General features: G+C 57.0%; 18 protein-coding genes and 1 riboswitch. Of the genes, 11 read left to right on the top strand and 7 right to left on the bottom strand.

Annotated features, from left to right (window positions below):
* The first annotated feature begins 2 nt into the window (after window positions 1-2).
* The 7 genes from KP702_RS01570 (at window position 3) to KP702_RS01540 (ending at window position 7,624) form a co-directional block, all read left to right on the top strand.
* A complete protein-coding gene (locus tag KP702_RS01570; protein ID WP_046899968.1) occupies window positions 3-557 on the top strand; it encodes a DsbE family thiol:disulfide interchange protein in 555 nt (184 codons plus the stop codon).
* The gene (locus KP702_RS01565) at window positions 557-1,015 is read left to right on the top strand and encodes a cytochrome c-type biogenesis protein (protein WP_215768538.1); all 459 of its coding nucleotides are present in this window, start codon (window positions 557-559) and stop codon (window positions 1,013-1,015) included. Before KP702_RS01570 ends, KP702_RS01565 begins: the two co-directional genes overlap by 1 nt.
* A gap of 4 nt (window positions 1,016-1,019) precedes the next feature.
* Window positions 1,020-1,760 (top strand): c-type cytochrome biogenesis protein CcmI, encoded by a 741-nt coding sequence (gene ccmI, locus KP702_RS01560; protein ID WP_215768404.1) that lies wholly within the window; start codon window positions 1,020-1,022, stop codon window positions 1,758-1,760.
* Window positions 1,757-2,041 carry a hypothetical protein gene (locus tag KP702_RS01555; RefSeq protein ID WP_046899971.1) on the top strand — a complete coding sequence of 95 codons (285 nt, stop codon included), beginning with the start codon at window positions 1,757-1,759 and terminating at the stop codon, window positions 2,039-2,041. The genes ccmI and KP702_RS01555 overlap by 4 nt, the downstream gene beginning before the upstream one ends.
* A gap of 199 nt (window positions 2,042-2,240) precedes the next feature.
* Window positions 2,241-3,647 (top strand): lyase family protein, encoded by a 1,407-nt coding sequence (locus tag KP702_RS01550; protein ID WP_215768403.1) that lies wholly within the window; start codon window positions 2,241-2,243, stop codon window positions 3,645-3,647.
* Between the two features lie 114 nt (window positions 3,648-3,761).
* Window positions 3,762-5,264 (top strand): S10 family peptidase, encoded by a 1,503-nt coding sequence (locus KP702_RS01545; protein ID WP_202206391.1) that lies wholly within the window; start codon window positions 3,762-3,764, stop codon window positions 5,262-5,264.
* Window positions 5,265-5,419: 155 nt separating this feature from the next.
* Window positions 5,420-7,624 (top strand): histidine kinase dimerization/phosphoacceptor domain -containing protein, encoded by a 2,205-nt coding sequence (locus tag KP702_RS01540; RefSeq protein WP_202206390.1) that lies wholly within the window; start codon window positions 5,420-5,422, stop codon window positions 7,622-7,624.
* Between the two features lie 86 nt (window positions 7,625-7,710).
* On the opposite strand, the gene purF is transcribed toward KP702_RS01540, so the two are convergent.
* The 4 genes from purF to thiC are packed head-to-tail and all read right to left on the bottom strand — an operon-like array spanning window position 7,711 to window position 11,966.
* Window positions 7,711-9,150: an amidophosphoribosyltransferase gene (purF, locus tag KP702_RS01535; RefSeq protein WP_202206389.1), complete on the bottom strand. Its 1,440-nt coding sequence runs from the start codon at window positions 9,148-9,150 to the stop codon at window positions 7,711-7,713.
* A 25-nt stretch (window positions 9,151-9,175) separates the two neighbouring features.
* Window positions 9,176-9,739 (bottom strand): CvpA family protein, encoded by a 564-nt coding sequence (locus KP702_RS01530; RefSeq protein WP_202206388.1) that lies wholly within the window; start codon window positions 9,737-9,739, stop codon window positions 9,176-9,178.
* A 3-nt stretch (window positions 9,740-9,742) separates the two neighbouring features.
* Window positions 9,743-10,099 (bottom strand): hypothetical protein, encoded by a 357-nt coding sequence (locus KP702_RS01525; RefSeq protein ID WP_215749078.1) that lies wholly within the window; start codon window positions 10,097-10,099, stop codon window positions 9,743-9,745.
* Between the two features lie 13 nt (window positions 10,100-10,112).
* A complete protein-coding gene (gene thiC, locus KP702_RS01520; RefSeq protein ID WP_237389820.1) occupies window positions 10,113-11,966 on the bottom strand; it encodes a phosphomethylpyrimidine synthase ThiC in 1,854 nt (617 codons plus the stop codon).
* A gap of 58 nt (window positions 11,967-12,024) precedes the next feature.
* Window positions 12,025-12,174, bottom strand: a riboswitch (TPP riboswitch).
* Window positions 12,175-12,275: 101 nt separating this feature from the next.
* Between thiC and KP702_RS01515 the strand changes: the two genes are divergently transcribed.
* Both KP702_RS01515 and KP702_RS01510 read left to right on the top strand, forming a co-directional pair.
* Window positions 12,276-12,773, top strand: coding sequence for a DUF1543 domain-containing protein (locus tag KP702_RS01515; protein ID WP_202206386.1), 498 nt, complete (start codon window positions 12,276-12,278; stop codon window positions 12,771-12,773).
* Window positions 12,774-12,810: 37 nt separating this feature from the next.
* Window positions 12,811-13,158, top strand: coding sequence for a gamma-glutamylcyclotransferase family protein (locus KP702_RS01510; protein ID WP_202206385.1), 348 nt, complete (start codon window positions 12,811-12,813; stop codon window positions 13,156-13,158).
* Window positions 13,159-13,233: 75 nt separating this feature from the next.
* Here KP702_RS01510 and hemA read toward each other — a convergent pair whose 3' ends face one another.
* Both hemA and KP702_RS01500 read right to left on the bottom strand, forming a co-directional pair.
* Window positions 13,234-14,445 carry a 5-aminolevulinate synthase gene (hemA, locus tag KP702_RS01505; protein ID WP_202206384.1) on the bottom strand — a complete coding sequence of 404 codons (1,212 nt, stop codon included), beginning with the start codon at window positions 14,443-14,445 and terminating at the stop codon, window positions 13,234-13,236.
* Entirely contained in the window at window positions 14,442-15,395 is a 954-nt protein-coding gene (locus tag KP702_RS01500) for a LysR family transcriptional regulator (RefSeq protein ID WP_202206383.1), read from the bottom strand. The genes hemA and KP702_RS01500 overlap by 4 nt, the downstream gene beginning before the upstream one ends.
* 112 nt (window positions 15,396-15,507) lie before the next feature.
* Between KP702_RS01500 and KP702_RS01495 the strand changes: the two genes are divergently transcribed.
* Both KP702_RS01495 and KP702_RS01490 read left to right on the top strand, forming a co-directional pair.
* The gene (locus tag KP702_RS01495) at window positions 15,508-16,212 is read left to right on the top strand and encodes a pirin family protein (protein WP_202206382.1); all 705 of its coding nucleotides are present in this window, start codon (window positions 15,508-15,510) and stop codon (window positions 16,210-16,212) included.
* Window positions 16,213-16,343: 131 nt separating this feature from the next.
* Entirely contained in the window at window positions 16,344-16,703 is a 360-nt protein-coding gene (locus tag KP702_RS01490; protein ID WP_202206381.1) for a YidB family protein, read from the top strand.
* A 52-nt stretch (window positions 16,704-16,755) separates the two neighbouring features.
* Here the strand turns inward: KP702_RS01490 and KP702_RS01485 are convergent, their stop codons facing one another.
* Window positions 16,756-17,745 (bottom strand): EAL domain-containing protein, encoded by a 990-nt coding sequence (locus tag KP702_RS01485; RefSeq protein WP_237389819.1) that lies wholly within the window; start codon window positions 17,743-17,745, stop codon window positions 16,756-16,758.
* Window positions 17,746-17,948 lie beyond the last annotated feature (203 nt).

Genomic DNA, 17,948 nt, shown 5'->3' with positions numbered 1-17,948 from the left:
GCATGAATGCAACACGACGCGGCCTCCTGACGGCCCTTCCGATTGTTGGCGCTGGCGTTCTGGGCGTCGGGTTCTGGAAAATGCTGCAAGGAATGGAAAGCGGCGGCTTTGACCCGCGGGCCATCAAAAACCCGAATGTCGGCCGCCCTATTCCTGAATTCGCCATGCCAGGTCTGCCCGGGCTGGGTGACGGATTTACGGATAAGGAACTAAAGGCTGAAACACGCCCGGTTCTGGTAAATTTCTTTGCGTCCTGGTGCATTCCCTGCGTTCAGGAAATGCCTGGCCTACGATCCATTTCCCGCAATATGCCCATCTGGGGCATCGCATATGAAGACAAGCCAGAAAATGCGAGCGCCTTTGTTCAACGTGATGGCACGCCTTATGCCCGCGTGGCTTCTGACAGACATGGCCGCGTCGCGATCGACTGGGGTGTAACAGGCGTTCCCGAGAGCTTTCTTGTCGCCCCCGGCGGCCGGATTCTCTGGCATGGCAGCGCCGCTCTCGATCCGCAAATCTATGACGCGGAAATCCGACCAAGGCTTGCAGGATTATGATGAAACGTCTGTCTGCCCTGCTGCTCGCGGTGACACTGGCGGGAGGCGGCATCGCTCTCGCTGTTGATGACCCGTCAGAAATGCTCCCCAATCCAGTGCAAGAAAAGCGTGCGGAAGCCATCGGTGCTCACCTCCGTTGCCTCGTCTGTCAGAATGAGAGCATCGAAGACAGCAGTGCACCGCTGGCCCGCGATCTGCGCAAAGTTGTTCGCGAGCAGGTCGCAGCGGGGAAGTCTGACCAGCAGATCATGGACTGGATGGGCGATCGCTATGGCGAATTCATCCGTCTGGCTCCCCAGCTTTCATGGTCCACAGCCCTGCTCTGGCTGATGCCTGCTCTGGCTCTGGTGGCCGGTCTTGTTATTGCGTGGCGTGCGACGAGGCGTCGCATCGTTACACCTGTGCCGCTCTCAGATGATGAGCGTGCACGCCTGGATGCCCTGTCGGGCCGGGAGTAAAGTCTTGTTCTGGTTGGGAATCCTGAGTGTTGCAGCTATCACGCTGCTACCGGCCCTTTATGGCCTCCGCCGTCTCCGCCGCCGCGTGGACGCGCGGGACTCTGCTTTGACGCTCTATCGCGGCCAGCTCGCCGAACTCGACCGGGACCGGGATCTGGGCCTCGTCAACGAAGACGAATATGGGGCAGCCCGCATCGAGATCCAGCGGAGGCTTCTGGCTGCCGACGAATCTTCCGCCACACCAGACCTGAAAGATGCAACGGCCCGTTCGAAGCGTTTTCTTCCCGTTCTTGCTGTTGGTCTTGGCATCCCGGTTGCAGCATTTGCGCTGTATATCGTGAACGGGCACCCCTCTCTTCCGCCTCAGCCTCTAAGCGCCCGTCAGGTCAAGCCAGACGCTAAAGCGATGGTCATGATCCAGAAGCTTCAGGCGCAGGTCGCCACGATTCCAAAGGACAATCCGACCTACGAGACTGGTCATGTCCTGCTGGGTCAGATCGAGGCGCGCGCTGGCCTGACCTCAGAAGCCATCGCTGACTGGAAGTCCGCTCTGGACATTCATTTCACTCCAGAGCTTGCAATCCAGCTCGCAGAACTCCAGACCCAGAAGGACGGGCACATTTCCGCGAGCAGTCTTGATCTGTATCGCCGTGCCCTGGCGGCCGCCCCGGCTGATGCGCAATGGCGCCTGGCTGTGGAAGCGCGGATCGCCGTCGGTGAACATGAGGAGAATCACGGCCAATGATGGAACCCCTTTCCACAGCCGTCACAATCTGTCCGGTCTGCCGGCAAAAAATCCGGTCGACCGCAGAGCACTGTCCGAACTGCGGTGCTGAACGTCATTTCGGGCCCCGGATGATCGAATCCGCCATCTGTGCCTTCGCAGGGATGGTTCTGCTTTCAGCCGTTTCGACCATGCTCCTCCCGATCTCCCTGTGGACGATCGTCTTTGCAGCCGCAGGTCTTTGCGCGGGTTTTCTGTTCTCCCACAATCGCTTCGGTGGAGATCGCTGGCTCGGCCGTTAAAGGCCGACATCTCAGTCAGCAGTTGTCTGTGCTTCAAGCAAAAGCGCCCATCTGCTGATCGTCTGCGTCCGACAATGCTGGGGAACGTTTTTCACGCGCCCAGCCTCATCTGCGTCCCTTCCCCTGTTTTCCCCCTGATCCTTCTGGGATAGTTTCCGCGCAGGCATGAACTCCGTCCTGCAGGAAAGCTCCAGACCGCATGAGCCGTATTGAAACCGATGGCATGGGCCAGATCGAAGTTGCTGATGATGTTCTGTGGGGCGCTCAGACACAGCGCTCCCTGAAATATTTCAGCATCGGCCGCGAACTGATGCCGCAGGAAATGATCGAGGCTTATGCGATCATGAAGCGTGCCTGCGCCTCGGCCAATGCAGCCAGTGGCCGTCTGTCCCAGGATCGCGCCGATCTGATCCATACCGTCTGCGATGAGATCATGACCGGGCAGCATAACCGGATGTTCCCGCTTCATGTCTGGATGACGGGCTCTGGCACGCAGTTCAACATGAACGTCAATGAAGTCATCGCAAACCGGGCCAGCCAAATCACGGGTCAGCCGCTGGGTAGCAAGGCACCGTTGCATCCGAACGATCACGTCAACATGGCGCAGTCCACCAACTGCAACTTCCCAACCGCCATGCACATTGCGGCTGTTCTGGGTGTACATCGCCGCCTCATTCCTGCCCTCGCCAGACTGCGGGATGCCATCGCTGCCAAAGCGGAAGAGTGGAAGGACCTGGTCAAAGTTGGCCGCACGCATCTTCAGGATGCTGTCCCCATTACGCTTGGTCAGGAATGGCATGGCTACGCCGGGATGCTGACAGACAACATCGCACGCCTTGAAGCGGCCCGGGATGGCCTCCTTCCACTGGCTCTCGGCGGAACGGCGCTCGGCACTGGCGTGAACACAGACCCCGGATTTGACATCCGCGCCTGCGGAGAAATCGCGCATCTGACGCAACTGGGCTTCACGGCTGGCGAAAACAAATTTGCCCTTCAGGGCGCGCACGATGCACTTGTCCACCTGTCGGGTTGCCTGCGGACTGCGGCGGGAAGCCTGTTCAAACTCGCCAATGACATCCGCCTGCTGGCCTGCGGCCCTCGTGCTGGTTTCGGCGAACTGCTGCTGCCAGAAAACGAGCCGGGCTCTTCCATCATGCCAGGCAAGATCAACCCGACACAGGCTGAAGCCCTGTCCATGCTCGCCCTTCAGGTCATGAGCAATGATGTGGCGGTTGGCTTGGGTGGCGCGTCCGGCATGATCGACATGAACGTGTACAAGCCGCTCATGATCCACAACATCATGCAGGGCATCACGCTTCTTCATGACGGGTCAGAGAACTTCCGTCAGCATCTTGTCGAAGGCATTCGCGCTAACGAAGACAAACTGAAGCAAGATCTGGACCGCTCCCTCGTGCTTGTTACGGCGCTTTCTCCCGCCATTGGATACGACAAAGCCGCACAGGTCGCCCATCATGCGATGGAAAAGAACCTGAGCCCCAAGGAAGCTGCTCTGGAACTGGGCTTCATGACAGCCGATGACTATGATCGCGTTGCGGATCCGCGGCTGATGCTGTCTCCCAACATCAAGGCGCCTCAGGGCCAGTAACAAGACAATACCGGCCTTGCATGACGAAAACTTCATGCGGGGCCGGTGGCAGACGAGCATCCGTGCTGGTAGGGCAGAAACAACCCTGCAATTCTCATCGGAGATGACAGACAGATGATGTCCCGCCGCGCGCTGCTGCTTGCCCTGTCCCTTCTTTCCCCCGTTTCTGCCTTTCCTGCCCTGGCGGCAGATGCCCCGAAGGACACGCCCAAAGCTGACGCAGCCAAGGCCTCAGACAGCTTTACCGGTGAAGCCGCTCTGCTACCCACTGACTCGGTTACGAAGCATCATCTGAATGGCATCGCCTACACCGCGCATGCTGGCACCCTGACCCTCCGTGGCCCCGATGGGAAGCCGACGGCGCGCATGTTCTACGTGTCCTACACCAAGGACGGCGCAGCGGACGCCAAGCGTCCTGTCTCGTATTTCTTCAACGGTGGCCCTGGTGCCGCAACAGCCTATCTGAACCTTGGTGCCGCAGGCCCGGTCGCACTGACCATGCCTCCCAAGGATGCAACCGACGGCACTCACGCGAAGCTCGGTGACAATCCGGATAGCTGGCTTCCGTTCACGGACATGGTGTTCTTCGATGCCGTGGGGACAGGCTATTCACGCCCGCTCGACACTGCCAAGGCTGGAGACCAGTTCTACGGCGTCAAACAGGACGCCAGCACGTTTGCCAAGGCCATCCAGCTCTGGACAGCCAAGAACAGTCGCCAGTCCTCACCGCATTATCTGGTGGGTGAAAGCTATGGTGGCATCCGCTCCATTCAGGTGGCAAATGCGCTTCAGATGGAACAGGGAATTCTGTTGAACGGCGTCGTGATGCTGTCGCCTGCCATCGAAATGCCGCTTCTGGACACGGACGAGAACCCTCTGTCTGCTGCCCTCATGATCCCCAGCCTGATTTCGGCTCATGAAAGCCCGAACGTCACCCAACAGTCGGCTGATGCAGCATATGAATGGGCGATGGGCACTTATCTTCCCAAGGTTGCGGGCAAAATCCCCAGTGGAGAAGACGCCAAGGCGTTCTATGCCGAAGTCGCGAACCGTACGGGCCTTCCGGAAGATGTCGTAACGCGCCAGCATGGTGTCCCGGCTATCGGGTCGCATGACGTCATGTCCCAGAACGGTCGCCTTCACGGCCTGTATGACTTTACGCAGACGATTGCCGACCCTGCGGCAGACGGTCTGGACGAGAGCCCTGACCCAACGCTGTTCGGCTTTGGCCGGGCCTATGGCAACGCGTTTTCCGGTTATGCTGCCAACGACCTCGGTTTCCAGACTCCACTGACCTATGACCTGCTCTCCTTCAAGGTCAATTCAAGCTGGAAATGGAGCGAAGGCGGTCCTGCTCCTGTCCATCAGATTCCAGTGTTGAACCGTCTGCTGGCGCTTGATCCCGGTCTGCGTGTGTTCGTTGCAAACGGGTACTACGATCTTGCCTGTCCATTCGGCACAGCCCGCTGGATGAAGGACCATCTGACCGTCGGAGCGGACCGCGTTTCCCTGCATCTCTATCAGGGTGGCCACATGCTCTATACGCGCCCGGCCAGCCGTCATGCCCTGTCTCTGGACGTCGCATCCTGGATGCAGCAGGACGCAATCCAGCAGTAAGCCAAATTGACAACAGGGGGCAGAAAACCTTAAGGTTCACGATATATTCCTGTTGAATTGTCGTATTTTCACAGGGGTTTGCTTTTCGGGCAGCCCCTGCCTAGATGACAAGACCAGATACTTTCTGCATTTCCGCCAAGAGGGATTTTCAGACCTTGACCTTATCGTCGAAGATCTCTCTCCAGTCGGGGCAGCCCCTTTCAGATGCCCTGCTCACATCCTGCGATCGTGAGCAGATCCATCGCCCGGATGCGATCCAGCCCTATGGGCTTCTCCTGATTGCCAAGGCCGATACTCTTCAGATTATTGCCGGCGCAGGCGATCTGGAAGCGCGCCTCAATCCGAACTGGCTCGGCCAGAGCCTACCTGATCTTCTGAACATTCCAGCAGATGGGCTGAAACAGTCAGGCGGCAAGGCCCTGAACAATACCCGGGTCTCCGGCCTGCAGGACGAGACATTCAATGCCCAGTTCCACGTCTCTGGCGAGCACCTTCTGGTAGAGCTGGAGCCTCTGGACAGTCGTAATTTCCTGACGTGGGAAATCTTCAGCCAGATTGATGCCACAGCTGATCGTTTCGAGCGTTGCCCGGACATTGCTGCCGTGTGCCATCACGGCGCGCAGATCTTCGCCAAGCTGACCGAATTTGACCGCGTTCTTGTCTATCGCTTTCAGGAGGACGGTTCTGGCTGCGTGATGGGGGAAAAGCGCAATGAGGCTTTCCCATCCCTCATGAATCACCACTTTCCAGCCAGCGATATTCCCCGGCAGGCGCGTGCGCTTTATCTGCGCAACCGTATCCGTGTCATTCCAGACATTCATTATGAAGCTGCCCCTATTCGCCCTGTTGAGGCTGGCACCACAGGTATCGACCTGAGCGATGTGCAGCTTCGCAGCATCTCACCCGTCCATTTGCAGTATATGTCGAACATGGGGGTGGCGGCCTCAGCCTCGATCTCCCTGGTCGTGGACGGCATTTTGTGGGGCATGATCACCTGCCACAACGCGACACCGCGCATCCTCTCTGAGGACATCAGAGCCGCATGCCGGACGCTCGCTGGCGTCATGTCCCGTCAGCTTCGAAACAAGGAAGAACTCATCACGTACCAGGAGCGTTTGCGCCTGAGGAATGCCATTGAGTTCGCGACATCCCATTTCGACCCTGCCGCGTCCGTAAAGGACAACCTGCAGCGATCCGTTACGGAGTTACGCAGCCTGTTTCCCTGCGATGGCTTTGCAGTCATTGATCAGAAAGAAATCAAAACGTCTGGCAAGGTCCCCGAACATTCGGATCTCCTCGCCATCCGTGACTGGCTCCGTCTGGGCAGCAACGGGGGGATTTTCTGTAGCTCCAGTCTGGGCAAGGACTACCCCCCCGCAGAGATGTGGCCCGAGGCTTCTGCCGGAATTCTGGCCATCACACTGCCTTTCCGAACCTCCCTGACGCTTGTCTGGAGCAGGGTCGAGATCGTTCAGGTCATTGAATGGGCAGGCAATCCTCACAAAGGAGCGCCAGACCATGACGGCATTCTGCATCCTCGCAAATCTTTTGAATCCTGGGAGCAGACCGTTCTGGGTCATTCCCATCGATGGACAACAGAACAGAAGCAGGCCGCCCGTCGTCTCCGCCGCAGCCTGATTGCCGATTATCAGACCCAGCAACTCCGCGAACTGAATGCGACCCTGACGGCGACAGTTCAGGAGCGTGAGAGCCTGATTCAACAGAAAGACTTCCTGATCCGTGAGGTAAACCATCGTGTGCAGAATTCACTGCAAATGGTGGCATCTTTCCTGAAGCTTCAGGCCCGGACGTCCACGAACGAAGAAACCACCGAAGCCCTTTCTGAAGCCCAGCACCGGATTGCGGCCATCGGGCTGGTTCATCGGCGCCTGTATCGTGGCGATCAGATGGGCATGGTTGATCTGAGCCGCTACCTTGAAGAGTTGATGGAAGAGCTCTGCTCTTCACTCGGCGAGGAATGGCAGGCGCAACTTCGCATGGTTCTGTCACCCGTCTCCATTTCGGCAGACCGCGCCATCAATGTCGGGCTGGTGCTGACGGAGCTGGTCATCAATGCCAGCAAATATGCCTACGGCGGCCAGGCCGGTCCGCTTTACCTCTCACTTTCCGTCACTGGCGACCGTCTGACGCTGACTGTTTCCGATCAGGGCCGTCATGACATCAATCTGAACGGAAGCGGTTTCGGGACACGCATGATGAAAGCCGTCGTCGGCAGCCTTGGTGGCACCCTCACTTATACGCCGCTTTCCCCGGGCCTTGAGGCTGTTATGGCCGTGCCGCTCGACATCAACGGACCTGCCTCAGCGCATGAAGACATTCCTGACGGTCTGTATTCCTGAAAGCATCTGTCTGAGCACAAAAAAAGCGCCTGCTCCCTCATGAGAGCAGGCGCTTTTTTATATGGTCGCAATAGAGCGAATATCACTCAGGAAACCAGATTTCCTTCTTTATCCACGAGTGCAATCGGATAATCGCCCGTGAAGCAGGCATCACAATAGCGACCGGCCCCATCTGCACGGCTTTCATGGCCGAGCGCCCGATACAGGCCGTCGAAGCTGATGAACGCCAGACTATCGACCCCAATAACGGAAGCCATTTCTTCCATTGTGTGCGTCGCTGCCATCAGCTTGCTCTCTTCAGGCGTATCAATGCCATAGAAGCAGGGGTGGCGTGTTGGGGGAGACGTAATGCGCATATGCACTTCCGTCGCACCGGCCGCGCGCACCATATCCACAATCTTGCGAGACGTCGTTCCACGCACGATCGAGTCATCAACCAGAACGACCCGACGCCCGGCCAGAACCGGACGATTGGCGGAGTGCTTCATCTTTACGCCAAGATTTCGGATCTGATCCGTTGGCTCAATGAATGTCCGGCCGACGTAATGATTGCGGATGATACCCAGCTCAAACGGGATACCGCTCTCAGCCGCATATCCGATAGCAGACGGAACGCCAGAATCCGGCACTGGCACGACAACGTCTGCTTCGACTGCCGTCTCGCGTGCCAGCTCCGCACCGATGCGCTTGCGGGCTTCATAGACAGGCTGGCCTTCAAGCACTGAATCAGGCCGTGCAAAGTAGATGTATTCAAAAACGCAGAAGCGCCCACCCTGATCGCCAAACGGGCGAAGAGACCGAAGCCCCTCAGAGTTTATCACTACGATTTCGCCTGGCTCGATGTCCCGAACATATTCCGCACCAATGATGTCGAGCGCACAGGTCTCACTGGAAAGAACCCAGCCACCATTCGAATCTTCGTAACCCGGCATCCGACCCAGAACCAGCGGACGAACGCCCAATGGATCACGCATGCCGATCAGGCCGTCATCGGGCGTCAGGGTAATGAGGGAATAAGCCCCCTTCACCTGCTTGACAGCATCAATGAACCGATCGAGCACTGTGGTGTACAGAGAGATGGCAATGAGGTGAATGAAGACTTCCGTATCCGTGGAGGAATGGAAGATACATCCGCGCTTTACCAACGCCTGCTTCAGGGTCGCGGAGTTGGTGAGGTTCCCGTTATGGGCGACTGCCAACCCACCGAACTCATAATCCGCATACAGCGGCTGCACATTCCGGACATGCGTTCCGCCTGTGGTGGCGTATCGGTTATGACCGATTGCAACGCTTCCCGGCAGCGTCGCCATGACACGGCTGTCTCCGAAGACATCACCGACCAGCCCCAGACCTTTGTGCTGATGGAACCGTTCGTTATCGAAACTGACGATTCCAGCAGCTTCCTGACCACGATGCTGAAGCGCATGGAGTCCAAGAGCGGTCAGGGCAGACGCATCAGGCACGCCCCAGACGCCGAAAACGCCACATTCCTCGTAAGGACGGTTGAGAGTATCGGAGGCAGTCATGCAGTTCGGCCTTTCCGGACTGGGTTCACAACGACGCGTCATGACCGCTTGTGGGCGGCGATGCAAGATGTGGTTGCAATGAATGTGGCAGATAACCGGCAAGTCGGGATGCTCCGGCCTCAATATATGGCCCGGTGAAGCTTCCCTGCATCAGGTAGGAGGTCCAGGACCCGAAAAAAGACCCTGCCAGCAGATAAAGTGCGATCAGCATCACATATCCGCGCAGAATGCCGAAAATAGCGCCCAGTATGCGGTCTACGCCCCCAAAAAGAGTGCCCCTCACCGCTGCTCCTACACGCCCGGCGATCGTCGTCAGAGTTAGCAGAATGACGATGAACAGGACTGCCGCGCTTACGCTCTCCGCCAACCAGCTTTCATGCAGATACGGAGAAATCCACGGAACAAGGGCAGCGTGAAACCGATAGGTGAGAATGACGGCAGACGCCCAGGCAACAAGCCCAGATAGCTCGGTCGTAAAACCGCGCGTGAGTCCCCACAGAGCAGACAGACCAATAACGATCAGCACGCCGATATCCAGCCGGCTCAGATCATCCGGCGAAATATGAGACAGATCTGGAAGAGAGGGCATGGCTCAGGGCAGTTTGGTGGAACGGTAATGACCGCCTTTACGGGGACGGATGCCATTAGCACGAAGTTCTTCCGCCAGGCGGATTCTTTCGTTCAGTTCTGCCCAGACCTGGTCAGCATCAACACCCCGCGCCTTCCACACCTTCTCAAGAAGGCCGACAAAAGCCGCACTTTCCCGAACCAGGCCCGCACGATCATTGACCATGACATGCAGCACGCAGCTTGAAGCCGAATTGCCCAGTCGGGTCGCCAGTTTCGTGACTTTGCGGGTTTTTCGGAATGGGCGAAGGTCTTCCTTAAGCGGCATCACTCTATGATGAGGGTGATGACCTATGGACGCAAGGCCATCACCCTCAATCATTCCGCGAAGGGCGTTATTCCGCGATCGTTTCTACTTCGTTTTCTGGAACGTAGAGTTTTGCCCCATGTTCCTGAAAGACCTCACTCATCTGCGCCATACCATCCTGACGTTCTGCCTCCCGGCGAATGTCATGGCTGATTTTCATGGAGCAGAACTTCGGACCACACATTGAGCAGAAATGAGCTGTCTTGTGCGCCTCTTTCGGAAGCGTTTCATCGTGGAAGCTGCGTGCCGTATCCGGATCCAGCGCCAGATTGAACTGATCTTCCCACCGGAACTCGAACCGTGCACGGGACAGCGCATCGTCTCGTAGCTGAGCCGCCGGATGTCCCTTCGCCAGATCTGCCGCATGGGCAGCAATCCGGTAGGTTATGACACCCGTTTTCACGTCTGAGCGGTCCGGCAGACCCAGATGTTCCTTCGGCGTCACGTAGCAGAGCATCGCCGTCCCGAACCAGCCAATCATGGCCGCCCCGATACCGGACGTGATGTGGTCATAACCCGGTGCAATGTCGGTCGTTAGCGGACCAAGCGTGTAGAACGGCGCTTCCCCACATTCCTTGAGCTGCTTGGTCATGTTGACCTTGATCTTGTGCATCGGCACATGACCCGGCCCTTCAATCATGACCTGACAGCCCTTTGCCCAGGCCACCTTCGTCAGTTCACCCAACGTCGTCAGTTCAGCAAACTGTGCCGCGTCATTCGCATCGGCAATCGACCCCGGACGCAGGCCATCCCCCAAGGAGAAGGTGATGTCATACCGGCGCATGATGTCGCAGATCTCTTCGAAGTGCTCGTAGAGGAAACTCTCGCGGTGATGCGCCAGACACCAGGACGCCATGATGGAGCCACCACGGGAGACAATGCCCGTCGTGCGCTTTGCAGTCAGCGGAATATGCTGAAGGCGGACACCAGCATGAATCGTGAAATAATCCACACCCTGCTCGGCCTGCTCGATCAGCGTGTCGCGGAAAATTTCCCACGTCAGCTTCTCAGGAACACCATTCACTTTTTCCAGCGCCTGATACAGCGGCACCGTGCCGATCGGCACTGGAGAGTTCCGCATAATCCAGTCACGGATGTTGTGGATATTCCGACCGGTGGAAAGATCCATCACCGTGTCCGCGCCCCAGCGGATGGACCAGACCAGCTTCTCGACTTCTTCTGCGGCAGATGACGTCACCGCCGAATTGCCGATATTGGCGTTCACCTTCACAAGGAAGTTTCGGCCAATAATAACCGGCTCAAGTTCCGGATGGTTGATATTGGCGGGGATAACAGCCCGGCCCCGCGCAACTTCTTCCCGCACGAATTCAGGCGTAATGAAAGCTGGAATAGAGGCACCAAAATCCTCGCCATCGGCAAGGCGTTCTTCTGCCCCTTCAGCCATTTCAGCACGGCAGACATTTTCGCGATGAGCAATATAGATCATCTCTTCCGTGATGATCCCTGCCCGCGCAAATTCATACTGGGTGACGAATTTCGCGCCCTCGCCGGAATAGACCTCATGTGCCGCAGGACAGGCCGGAACAGCCTGAGCTTCGCTGGCAAATCCATTGTCTTCCGGTTTGACCGCACGAGCTGGAACCTGCTGGAAGCCCCGCTTTGCAAGCCATTCCGCCCGCGGAGCAGACAGACCCTTCTTCACGTCAATCGTGACAGACGTGTCTGTGTACGGACCAGACGTGTCATAAACTCTGACAGGCGCCTCATTGGCTGACGGATGCAGCGCGATTTCGCGATAGGGAACCAGGATATCCGGACGCCCCGGTGCTTCGGACCATTTCTTGCAGGACCCTTGGATCGGGCCTGTCGTCACATGATCTACCGCTGGTTTCTGGTTCAGGTTTTGTGGAATATCACCCATGTTCGCCCCCTCTGAGGCAGAGGGAGTAACAACACGGAACACCGGCTATGCCAGTTTCGTTGTGTCTCAACACCATTCCCTCCGCCGGTTCTAACCGGATCAGGTTTCCCGGATGCAGAATGCACCCGGCAGGGTCGTCACACCGCAGACCTTGCAGTCTTTCAGTGACCTCTCAGCTTCTTCGGGCGAAGCTCCCCCTGGTAGGGGCCACACTCATCGCATCCGCTTCGTCCTGTCAATGCGTTTCACCGTGAAGTGAGGCCGATAAACAGCTATGACCCGCTTTATTTTACTCAGGAGGGCACGCCCTTGAACCTCTATGTTTTCTATCTCGGCGGGGCAGCACCCGGCGCCAATATCGAAGTTCATGATGTTCAGTTTGCGATCGCGAACAAGCCGGAAGATGCCTATCCCTCTCTTGCGGAGCGCTGGTTTGGAGTACGAAACTCCCTGCACGTTGATGCCTATGGTGTCATTGCATGGGCTGACGGACATGCTGTCACACTCAGTCCTGAAAAGCCTGTAGGCGGCAAAACGCTCTATTTCATCAATATGGGTGGGTATGCGCCTGGCGAACTCAAGGAAGAGCACGCCTTCACGTTTCTTGTTGCTGCATCGCCAGAAGAGGCCAAGGCAACAGCCAAAAAGACCTTATTACCGGGCTATGACCACCGCCACCGCGATAACTTCATGGAAGTAGATGACTGCCTGCCTCTGGAACAGATTGATGGGCTTTACATCCATCTGACCCCACAGAAAGACGGGCAACCTGTGACAGCGCTATGGCAGGGCTACCGAAAGATCTGACGTCCCTGCGCTTTATCTCACGGCAAGGGAGCCACTCATGCCACACCCAATGTCGGTTTACCTGTTTTCTTACGGAACGCTCCAGCAACCCGAGGTTCAGCTTTCCTCATTCGGTCGCCTGCTGCATGGCGAAGAGGATGCAATGACGGGCTATCGGGCGTCGATGATGGAAATCACGGACGCTGCTGTTATCAAGGCCAGCGGCAAACGCTTTCATCCTGTTGTTCACCCGAGTAACAACCCACAGGACGAAATCACAGGGCAAGTCTTCTGCATCACTGAAGCTGAGCTTCTTGCTGCGGATGCTTATGAAGTGTCCAGCTACAAGAGGGTGCAAGTTACACTGCGCTCAGGCAAGAACGCATGGGTCTACGTGCTCGCCTAACCAGCTCGGAATCAAAAAAGGCAGCCAGTGACCCGGCTGCCTTTTCCAGAATTCAGAACGCTGTCCTACCTGACTTCAGGCAGCCTCAGAGCGCTTGAGCTGACGTTCACGCCAAAGCGTGGAGAGTGCTTCAACCAGTTCATCAATTGCTTCGTTTGTATGAAGCGGCGTCGGCGTCAGACGCAGACGCTCCGTTCCGCGCGGGACGGTCGGGAAGTTAATCGGCTGGATATAATGCCCGAAGCGGTTCAGCAACTCATCGGAGAGATCCCGGCAAAGTTCTGCCTCACCCACCATGACGGGGACGATGTGGCTCGGATTGCCGACATGCGGAATGCCTGCCTTGTCCAGAGCGGCACGCAGATAGGCAACCGCACGCTGCTGACCTTCACGCTCGACGCTGCTGCGCTTGAGATAACGGACGCTGGCCAGAGCACCCGCAGCAATCATCGGCGGCAGAGCCGTGGAGAAAATAAAGCCAGAACCAAAGGAGCGCACGAAGTCACAAAGCGGCGCGGAGGCAGCAATGTAGCCACCCACAACGCCGTAGCCTTTGCCCAACGTCCCTTCAATCACCGTCAGACGATGGGACAGGCCCAGCTTTTCAGCCACGCCCGCACCGTGATCGCCGTACATGCCAACAGCATGAACTTCATCAAGGTAAGTCATCGCACCGTATTTGTCGGCCAGATCACAGAAGGCTTCGATCGGTGCGATGTCACCATCCATGGAATAGACGGACTCAAACGCAATGATCTTGGGAACGTCTACTGGAAGTTCTTTCAGGCGACGCTCCAGATCTTCCACATCATTGTGACGGAAAATCTGCTTCTCAGCGCGGGAATGACGGATACCTTCAATCATGGACGCATGATTGAGTTCATCAGACAGAACCACGCAGTTGCGCAGACGGCCTGCAATCGTTCCCAGCGTCACCCAGTTAGACAGGTAACCTGAGTTGAAGAGCAGTGCACTTTCTTTGCCGTGCAGGGACGCCAGCTCTTTTTCCAGTTCCACATGATAGTGGTTTGTGCCGGAAATGTTGCGTGTTCCGCCTGCACCAGCACCCGTCTCATCAAGGGCGTCGTGCATCGCCTTGAGAACTTCCGGGTGCTGCCCCATGCCGAGATAATCGTTGGAACACCACACTGTGACGTCACGACCGAGCCCATGATGATAGGCTTTCGGGAAATTGCCGGACCGGCGCTCGAGTTCCGCAAAGTAACGGTAGCTGCCATCGGCGCGCAGACCGTCCAGGGCGGACTGGAACATCGCATCATAATTCATCGCGTTTTCTCCTGCGCGGCACTGTAATCCTGTGAAATCTTTCCGCCAAGTGCCTGCTCCAGATAGGCCAGCAGAACACGCAGCCGCGCAGGCATCTGCATCCGGGTGGCACCACACCCCACCACCATGAACCAGACCGACAAAACACTCCCCCGCCACTTCGGCAGAACCTCGACCACTCGCCCTGCATCCAGATCCCTCCGCAGCATGAAATCTGGCAGAAGCGCTAGGCCTGAGCCATTTCTGAGCGCCGGCAGAAGCATGTCTCCACTATTGACCATCATCCGGTTGCGAAGTCGTACAGATGCCTGCTGGCCGTTCTCATGTGTAAGGCGAAGAAGGTCTGGCAGATCGGAATTCGCGTAGAGCAACCCTGCATTGCCTGAAAGATCTTCCGGTTTTTCGATCGTCCCGAGTCTCTCCTTCATCTGTGGCGAACAGACCAGCCGCATTACGGAACGGCAAAGAAGATGAGCCCCTCCGTTGGTTACGGGAGCGAGGTCTCCCGGTGTAATGCGTACGGCAGCTTCAAACCGGCCACTCAGCAGATCGACGGTCCGGTCATCCAGATCAATTTCCATGGAAATCTCCGGATACCGGTCCATAAATTCTGGAAGAACGGGCCCAAGAATATCCAGTCCGAACCCCATCGGAGCCGCCAGACGGAGCGTTCCTCTTGGGCTGACCGAGCCTTCCCGCAGTTCTGCTTCCAATCCTTCACCATCAGCCAACATCCGCCGGGCACGTTCCAGGCACGCCACTCCGGCGGATGTCAGGGAGAGGTGACGGGCACTTCGCTGGAAAAGGGTCGTCTTTAGGCGATGCTCCAGACGCGCAATCACCTTGGACACTGTAGGCGGAGACAGCCCTAGAGTGCGCGCTGCAGAGGCGAACGAGCCGCTTTCAGCGACACGGGCAAAAACAGCCCACCCTTCAAGATCCGGGAGCATACAGCCTCTCTAAGATGCGCTTTATGGAAACTTTATATTTCCATCAATTCCATTTTCTTTACGCCACATTGCGCCCATCTTGAAGGCCATAACCTTTACTGAGGAGCGACCAATGCTCGATATCAGACCCTTCTCCTCGCTTGGCCACGCCAACCACGGATGGCTGGACGCCCGGCATCACTTTTCTTTCGCTGGCTACATGGACCGGCACCGCATGCACTGGGGCCGTCTGCGTGTCTGGAACGATGATAAAATCGAAGGCGGAACAGGCTTTGGCGCTCATCCGCACAAGGACATGGAAATCATCACCTATGTTCGCACAGGAGCCATCTCTCACGAGGACAGCCTTGGCAACAAAGGACGCACCGAAGCTGGCGACGTTCAGGTCATGTCTGCGGGCAGCGGCATTGTCCATGCCGAGTTCAACAAGGAGACGGAAGACACAACCCTGTTCCAGATCTGGATCATCCCCAATGAACCAGGCGGCACGCCCAGCTGGGGCACACGTCCATTCCCAAAAGATGCCCGCAATGGACGGTTCGTAACCCTTGCCTCCGGCTTTCCGGAAGATGATGCCCTGCCGATCCGGGCCAAGGGCCGCGTTCTGGGAGCAACCCTGAAAGCTGGCGAAACCCTGACCTTCGAAACCAGCCGGGAAAACTTCTCCTATCTCGTGCCGGCGACAGGAAGCCTGGAAATCGATGGGCGAACCGTTGCAACGCGGGACGGTGCAGCTCTGACCGATGTGGACAGTATCGTCATGACTGCGCTGGAAGATGCAGAAATCGTTCTGGTAGAAAGCGGCCCCCTCGACTGACAGGCCAAGGCGGGAACATCACGCAAAGGTGTTTCCACCTCATGCTACACACGCTCGCTTCAAACGTTGTTACTGTAGGGCCAAGTCCCCCCGGATGCGGCCAGTCTCTCTCTTGATGAGGAGTACGGGTCATGACAACCACGACCGAGACCAAAGGCCAAAAATCTACCTCCCTATTCGTCCGTTTTGGTGACTGGCTTAGCAATGCCAGCATGGACAGATCAGGGCTGACAGAAGTGACCATCCGACTGATGCGTGACGACTGTCATCTTGCGACCCGTGTGAGCGAAATTCACAATACGGAAAGCAATCCTCTCACACCCAGGGAAGTCGAAACCCTCATGGGTGAGAAACACCTCAAATATATTGCGGATCAAACGGGGCAGTCCCTTGAGGCTATCGAGGATGCTCTGACAGGCGTTCTGCCCATGCTTGCCAACTTGCTTCGCGTAGATCCAGAACGCCTGTTCCAGTACCAGTGTAAGATATGAGAACCTGAACGGCAGCTATTATCACCTATCGAAGGTAGCTGCCGTTTTCTCATTAGAGGCCTTCAGCCGTACGGGTCATGCGCCGCCTCTTTGAGCGACCCTCCACACTTGCAAAGCGCTCATTGATCTGAGCGGTCGTTTCAGCTCCAGCCAAAATGAGCCCGGACGCCTCGGAGCAACCGGTTTTCTGCACAAATTCCAGCTGCTTGGTCGTATCTACTCCTGTAGCACGAATGCACAAACCAAGCGCTTTGACAGCCTCAAGAGCGGCCCGGTAGAATACAACTGCACCTTCGTCGAGCTCTGGAACGTCGCCCTGCGGATTCCAGGTTAAGCTGGACGCTGACAGAACTGCCAGATCAAACTGAACACCGTCCAATAGACCGCTAATGGCGCGTTCTCTCAGTAAAGTCAGGCTGGAGACCGAAGACCCAAAGCCGTTCGTGAAGATCTGAACACCCCGATCACGAAGAGACGCCAGCGTGTAACAGACTTCGCGCTCCTCTTGAGCGATCCCGCTTTCCTGAAAAACCAGATCCAGACGCGAAATGGGAAACCCGCTCTGATCCAGAACACCGTTTAAACGACTGTTGAACGCTGCATCCGGTGCCTGATCGTCTTCGAGCGAGACCATCAGACGCATACCATCCGGCCAGCCTGCCGCCTGCGTACAGGCAACCTGCAGAAGCTCCAGATCAAATTCTCTCTGCTGCTGCTCAAGCGGCTTGCGGCGACTTCGCCGGACGGTGCGGCGTGGGATAGCCAGCCAGAGCTGGCTCATGTCCACCTGCGCGCCAATCAGCTTTTCCATTCCCCCCCGGCCAGCCGCCATGCGAGGCAGCCATCGCAAAGGCGGCAGAGCACTTTTCTGGCGCGCTCGACGGCTGCGCAGGGTCGTGGCAAACATCGTGGCGTTTGTCGGAGAAATGTTCGTGTCGGACCTCACAGGATCATCTCTTCGGTCTCTGGTCACAGCGCCAGTCACTTCGGGGCCAAAAGAGGCTGCATCCGCAAAACTGACATCCTGTCCTGCATCATCCAATTTCGAACATCTCCTGTTCCATCTGCGCGACAGAATGACGGGAGAAGGCTAATTTTCCCTTAACAACAGCCGTTTTTCGCTCACTTTCCCGTGGGGTTTCGACAAAATCGCCGAGGAACCAAGAGTCAAATTCTTCGTTCGCTCAATCAGGACAATTCTGCTACCGATTTTGCTCCAGCGGATTTTCCGTGCCACTTCCTTCA

Source organism: Gluconobacter sp. P5B12, from assembly GCF_018812035.1.
Classification (GTDB): Bacteria; Pseudomonadota; Alphaproteobacteria; order Acetobacterales; family Acetobacteraceae; genus Gluconobacter.
The sequence above is the reverse complement of the archived record's forward strand: the minus strand, read 5'-3'. Positions and strand labels throughout refer to the sequence as shown.

What these genes read in the sequence shown, in the direction of transcription:
- KP702_RS01570 (WP_046899968.1), top strand. Translation starts at nt 3, where the DNA reads ATGAATGCAACACGACGCGGCCTCCTGACGGCCCTTCCGATTGTTGGC.
- KP702_RS01565 (WP_215768538.1), top strand. Translation starts at nt 557, where the DNA reads ATGAAACGTCTGTCTGCCCTGCTGCTCGCGGTGACACTGGCGGGAGGC.
- KP702_RS01555 (WP_046899971.1), top strand. Translation starts at nt 1,757, where the DNA reads ATGATGGAACCCCTTTCCACAGCCGTCACAATCTGTCCGGTCTGCCGG.
- KP702_RS01550 (WP_215768403.1), top strand. Translation starts at nt 2,241, where the DNA reads ATGAGCCGTATTGAAACCGATGGCATGGGCCAGATCGAAGTTGCTGAT.
- KP702_RS01545 (WP_202206391.1), top strand. Translation starts at nt 3,762, where the DNA reads ATGATGTCCCGCCGCGCGCTGCTGCTTGCCCTGTCCCTTCTTTCCCCC.
- purF (WP_202206389.1), bottom strand. Translation starts at nt 9,150, where the DNA reads ATGACTGCCTCCGATACTCTCAACCGTCCTTACGAGGAATGTGGCGTT.
- KP702_RS01530 (WP_202206388.1), bottom strand. Translation starts at nt 9,739, where the DNA reads ATGCCCTCTCTTCCAGATCTGTCTCATATTTCGCCGGATGATCTGAGC.
- KP702_RS01525 (WP_215749078.1), bottom strand. Translation starts at nt 10,099, where the DNA reads ATGATTGAGGGTGATGGCCTTGCGTCCATAGGTCATCACCCTCATCAT.
- thiC (WP_237389820.1), bottom strand. Translation starts at nt 11,966, where the DNA reads ATGGGTGATATTCCACAAAACCTGAACCAGAAACCAGCGGTAGATCAT.
- KP702_RS01510 (WP_202206385.1), top strand. Translation starts at nt 12,811, where the DNA reads ATGCCACACCCAATGTCGGTTTACCTGTTTTCTTACGGAACGCTCCAG.
- hemA (WP_202206384.1), bottom strand. Translation starts at nt 14,445, where the DNA reads ATGAATTATGATGCGATGTTCCAGTCCGCCCTGGACGGTCTGCGCGCC.
- KP702_RS01500 (WP_202206383.1), bottom strand. Translation starts at nt 15,395, where the DNA reads ATGCTCCCGGATCTTGAAGGGTGGGCTGTTTTTGCCCGTGTCGCTGAA.
- KP702_RS01495 (WP_202206382.1), top strand. Translation starts at nt 15,508, where the DNA reads ATGCTCGATATCAGACCCTTCTCCTCGCTTGGCCACGCCAACCACGGA.
- KP702_RS01490 (WP_202206381.1), top strand. Translation starts at nt 16,344, where the DNA reads ATGACAACCACGACCGAGACCAAAGGCCAAAAATCTACCTCCCTATTC.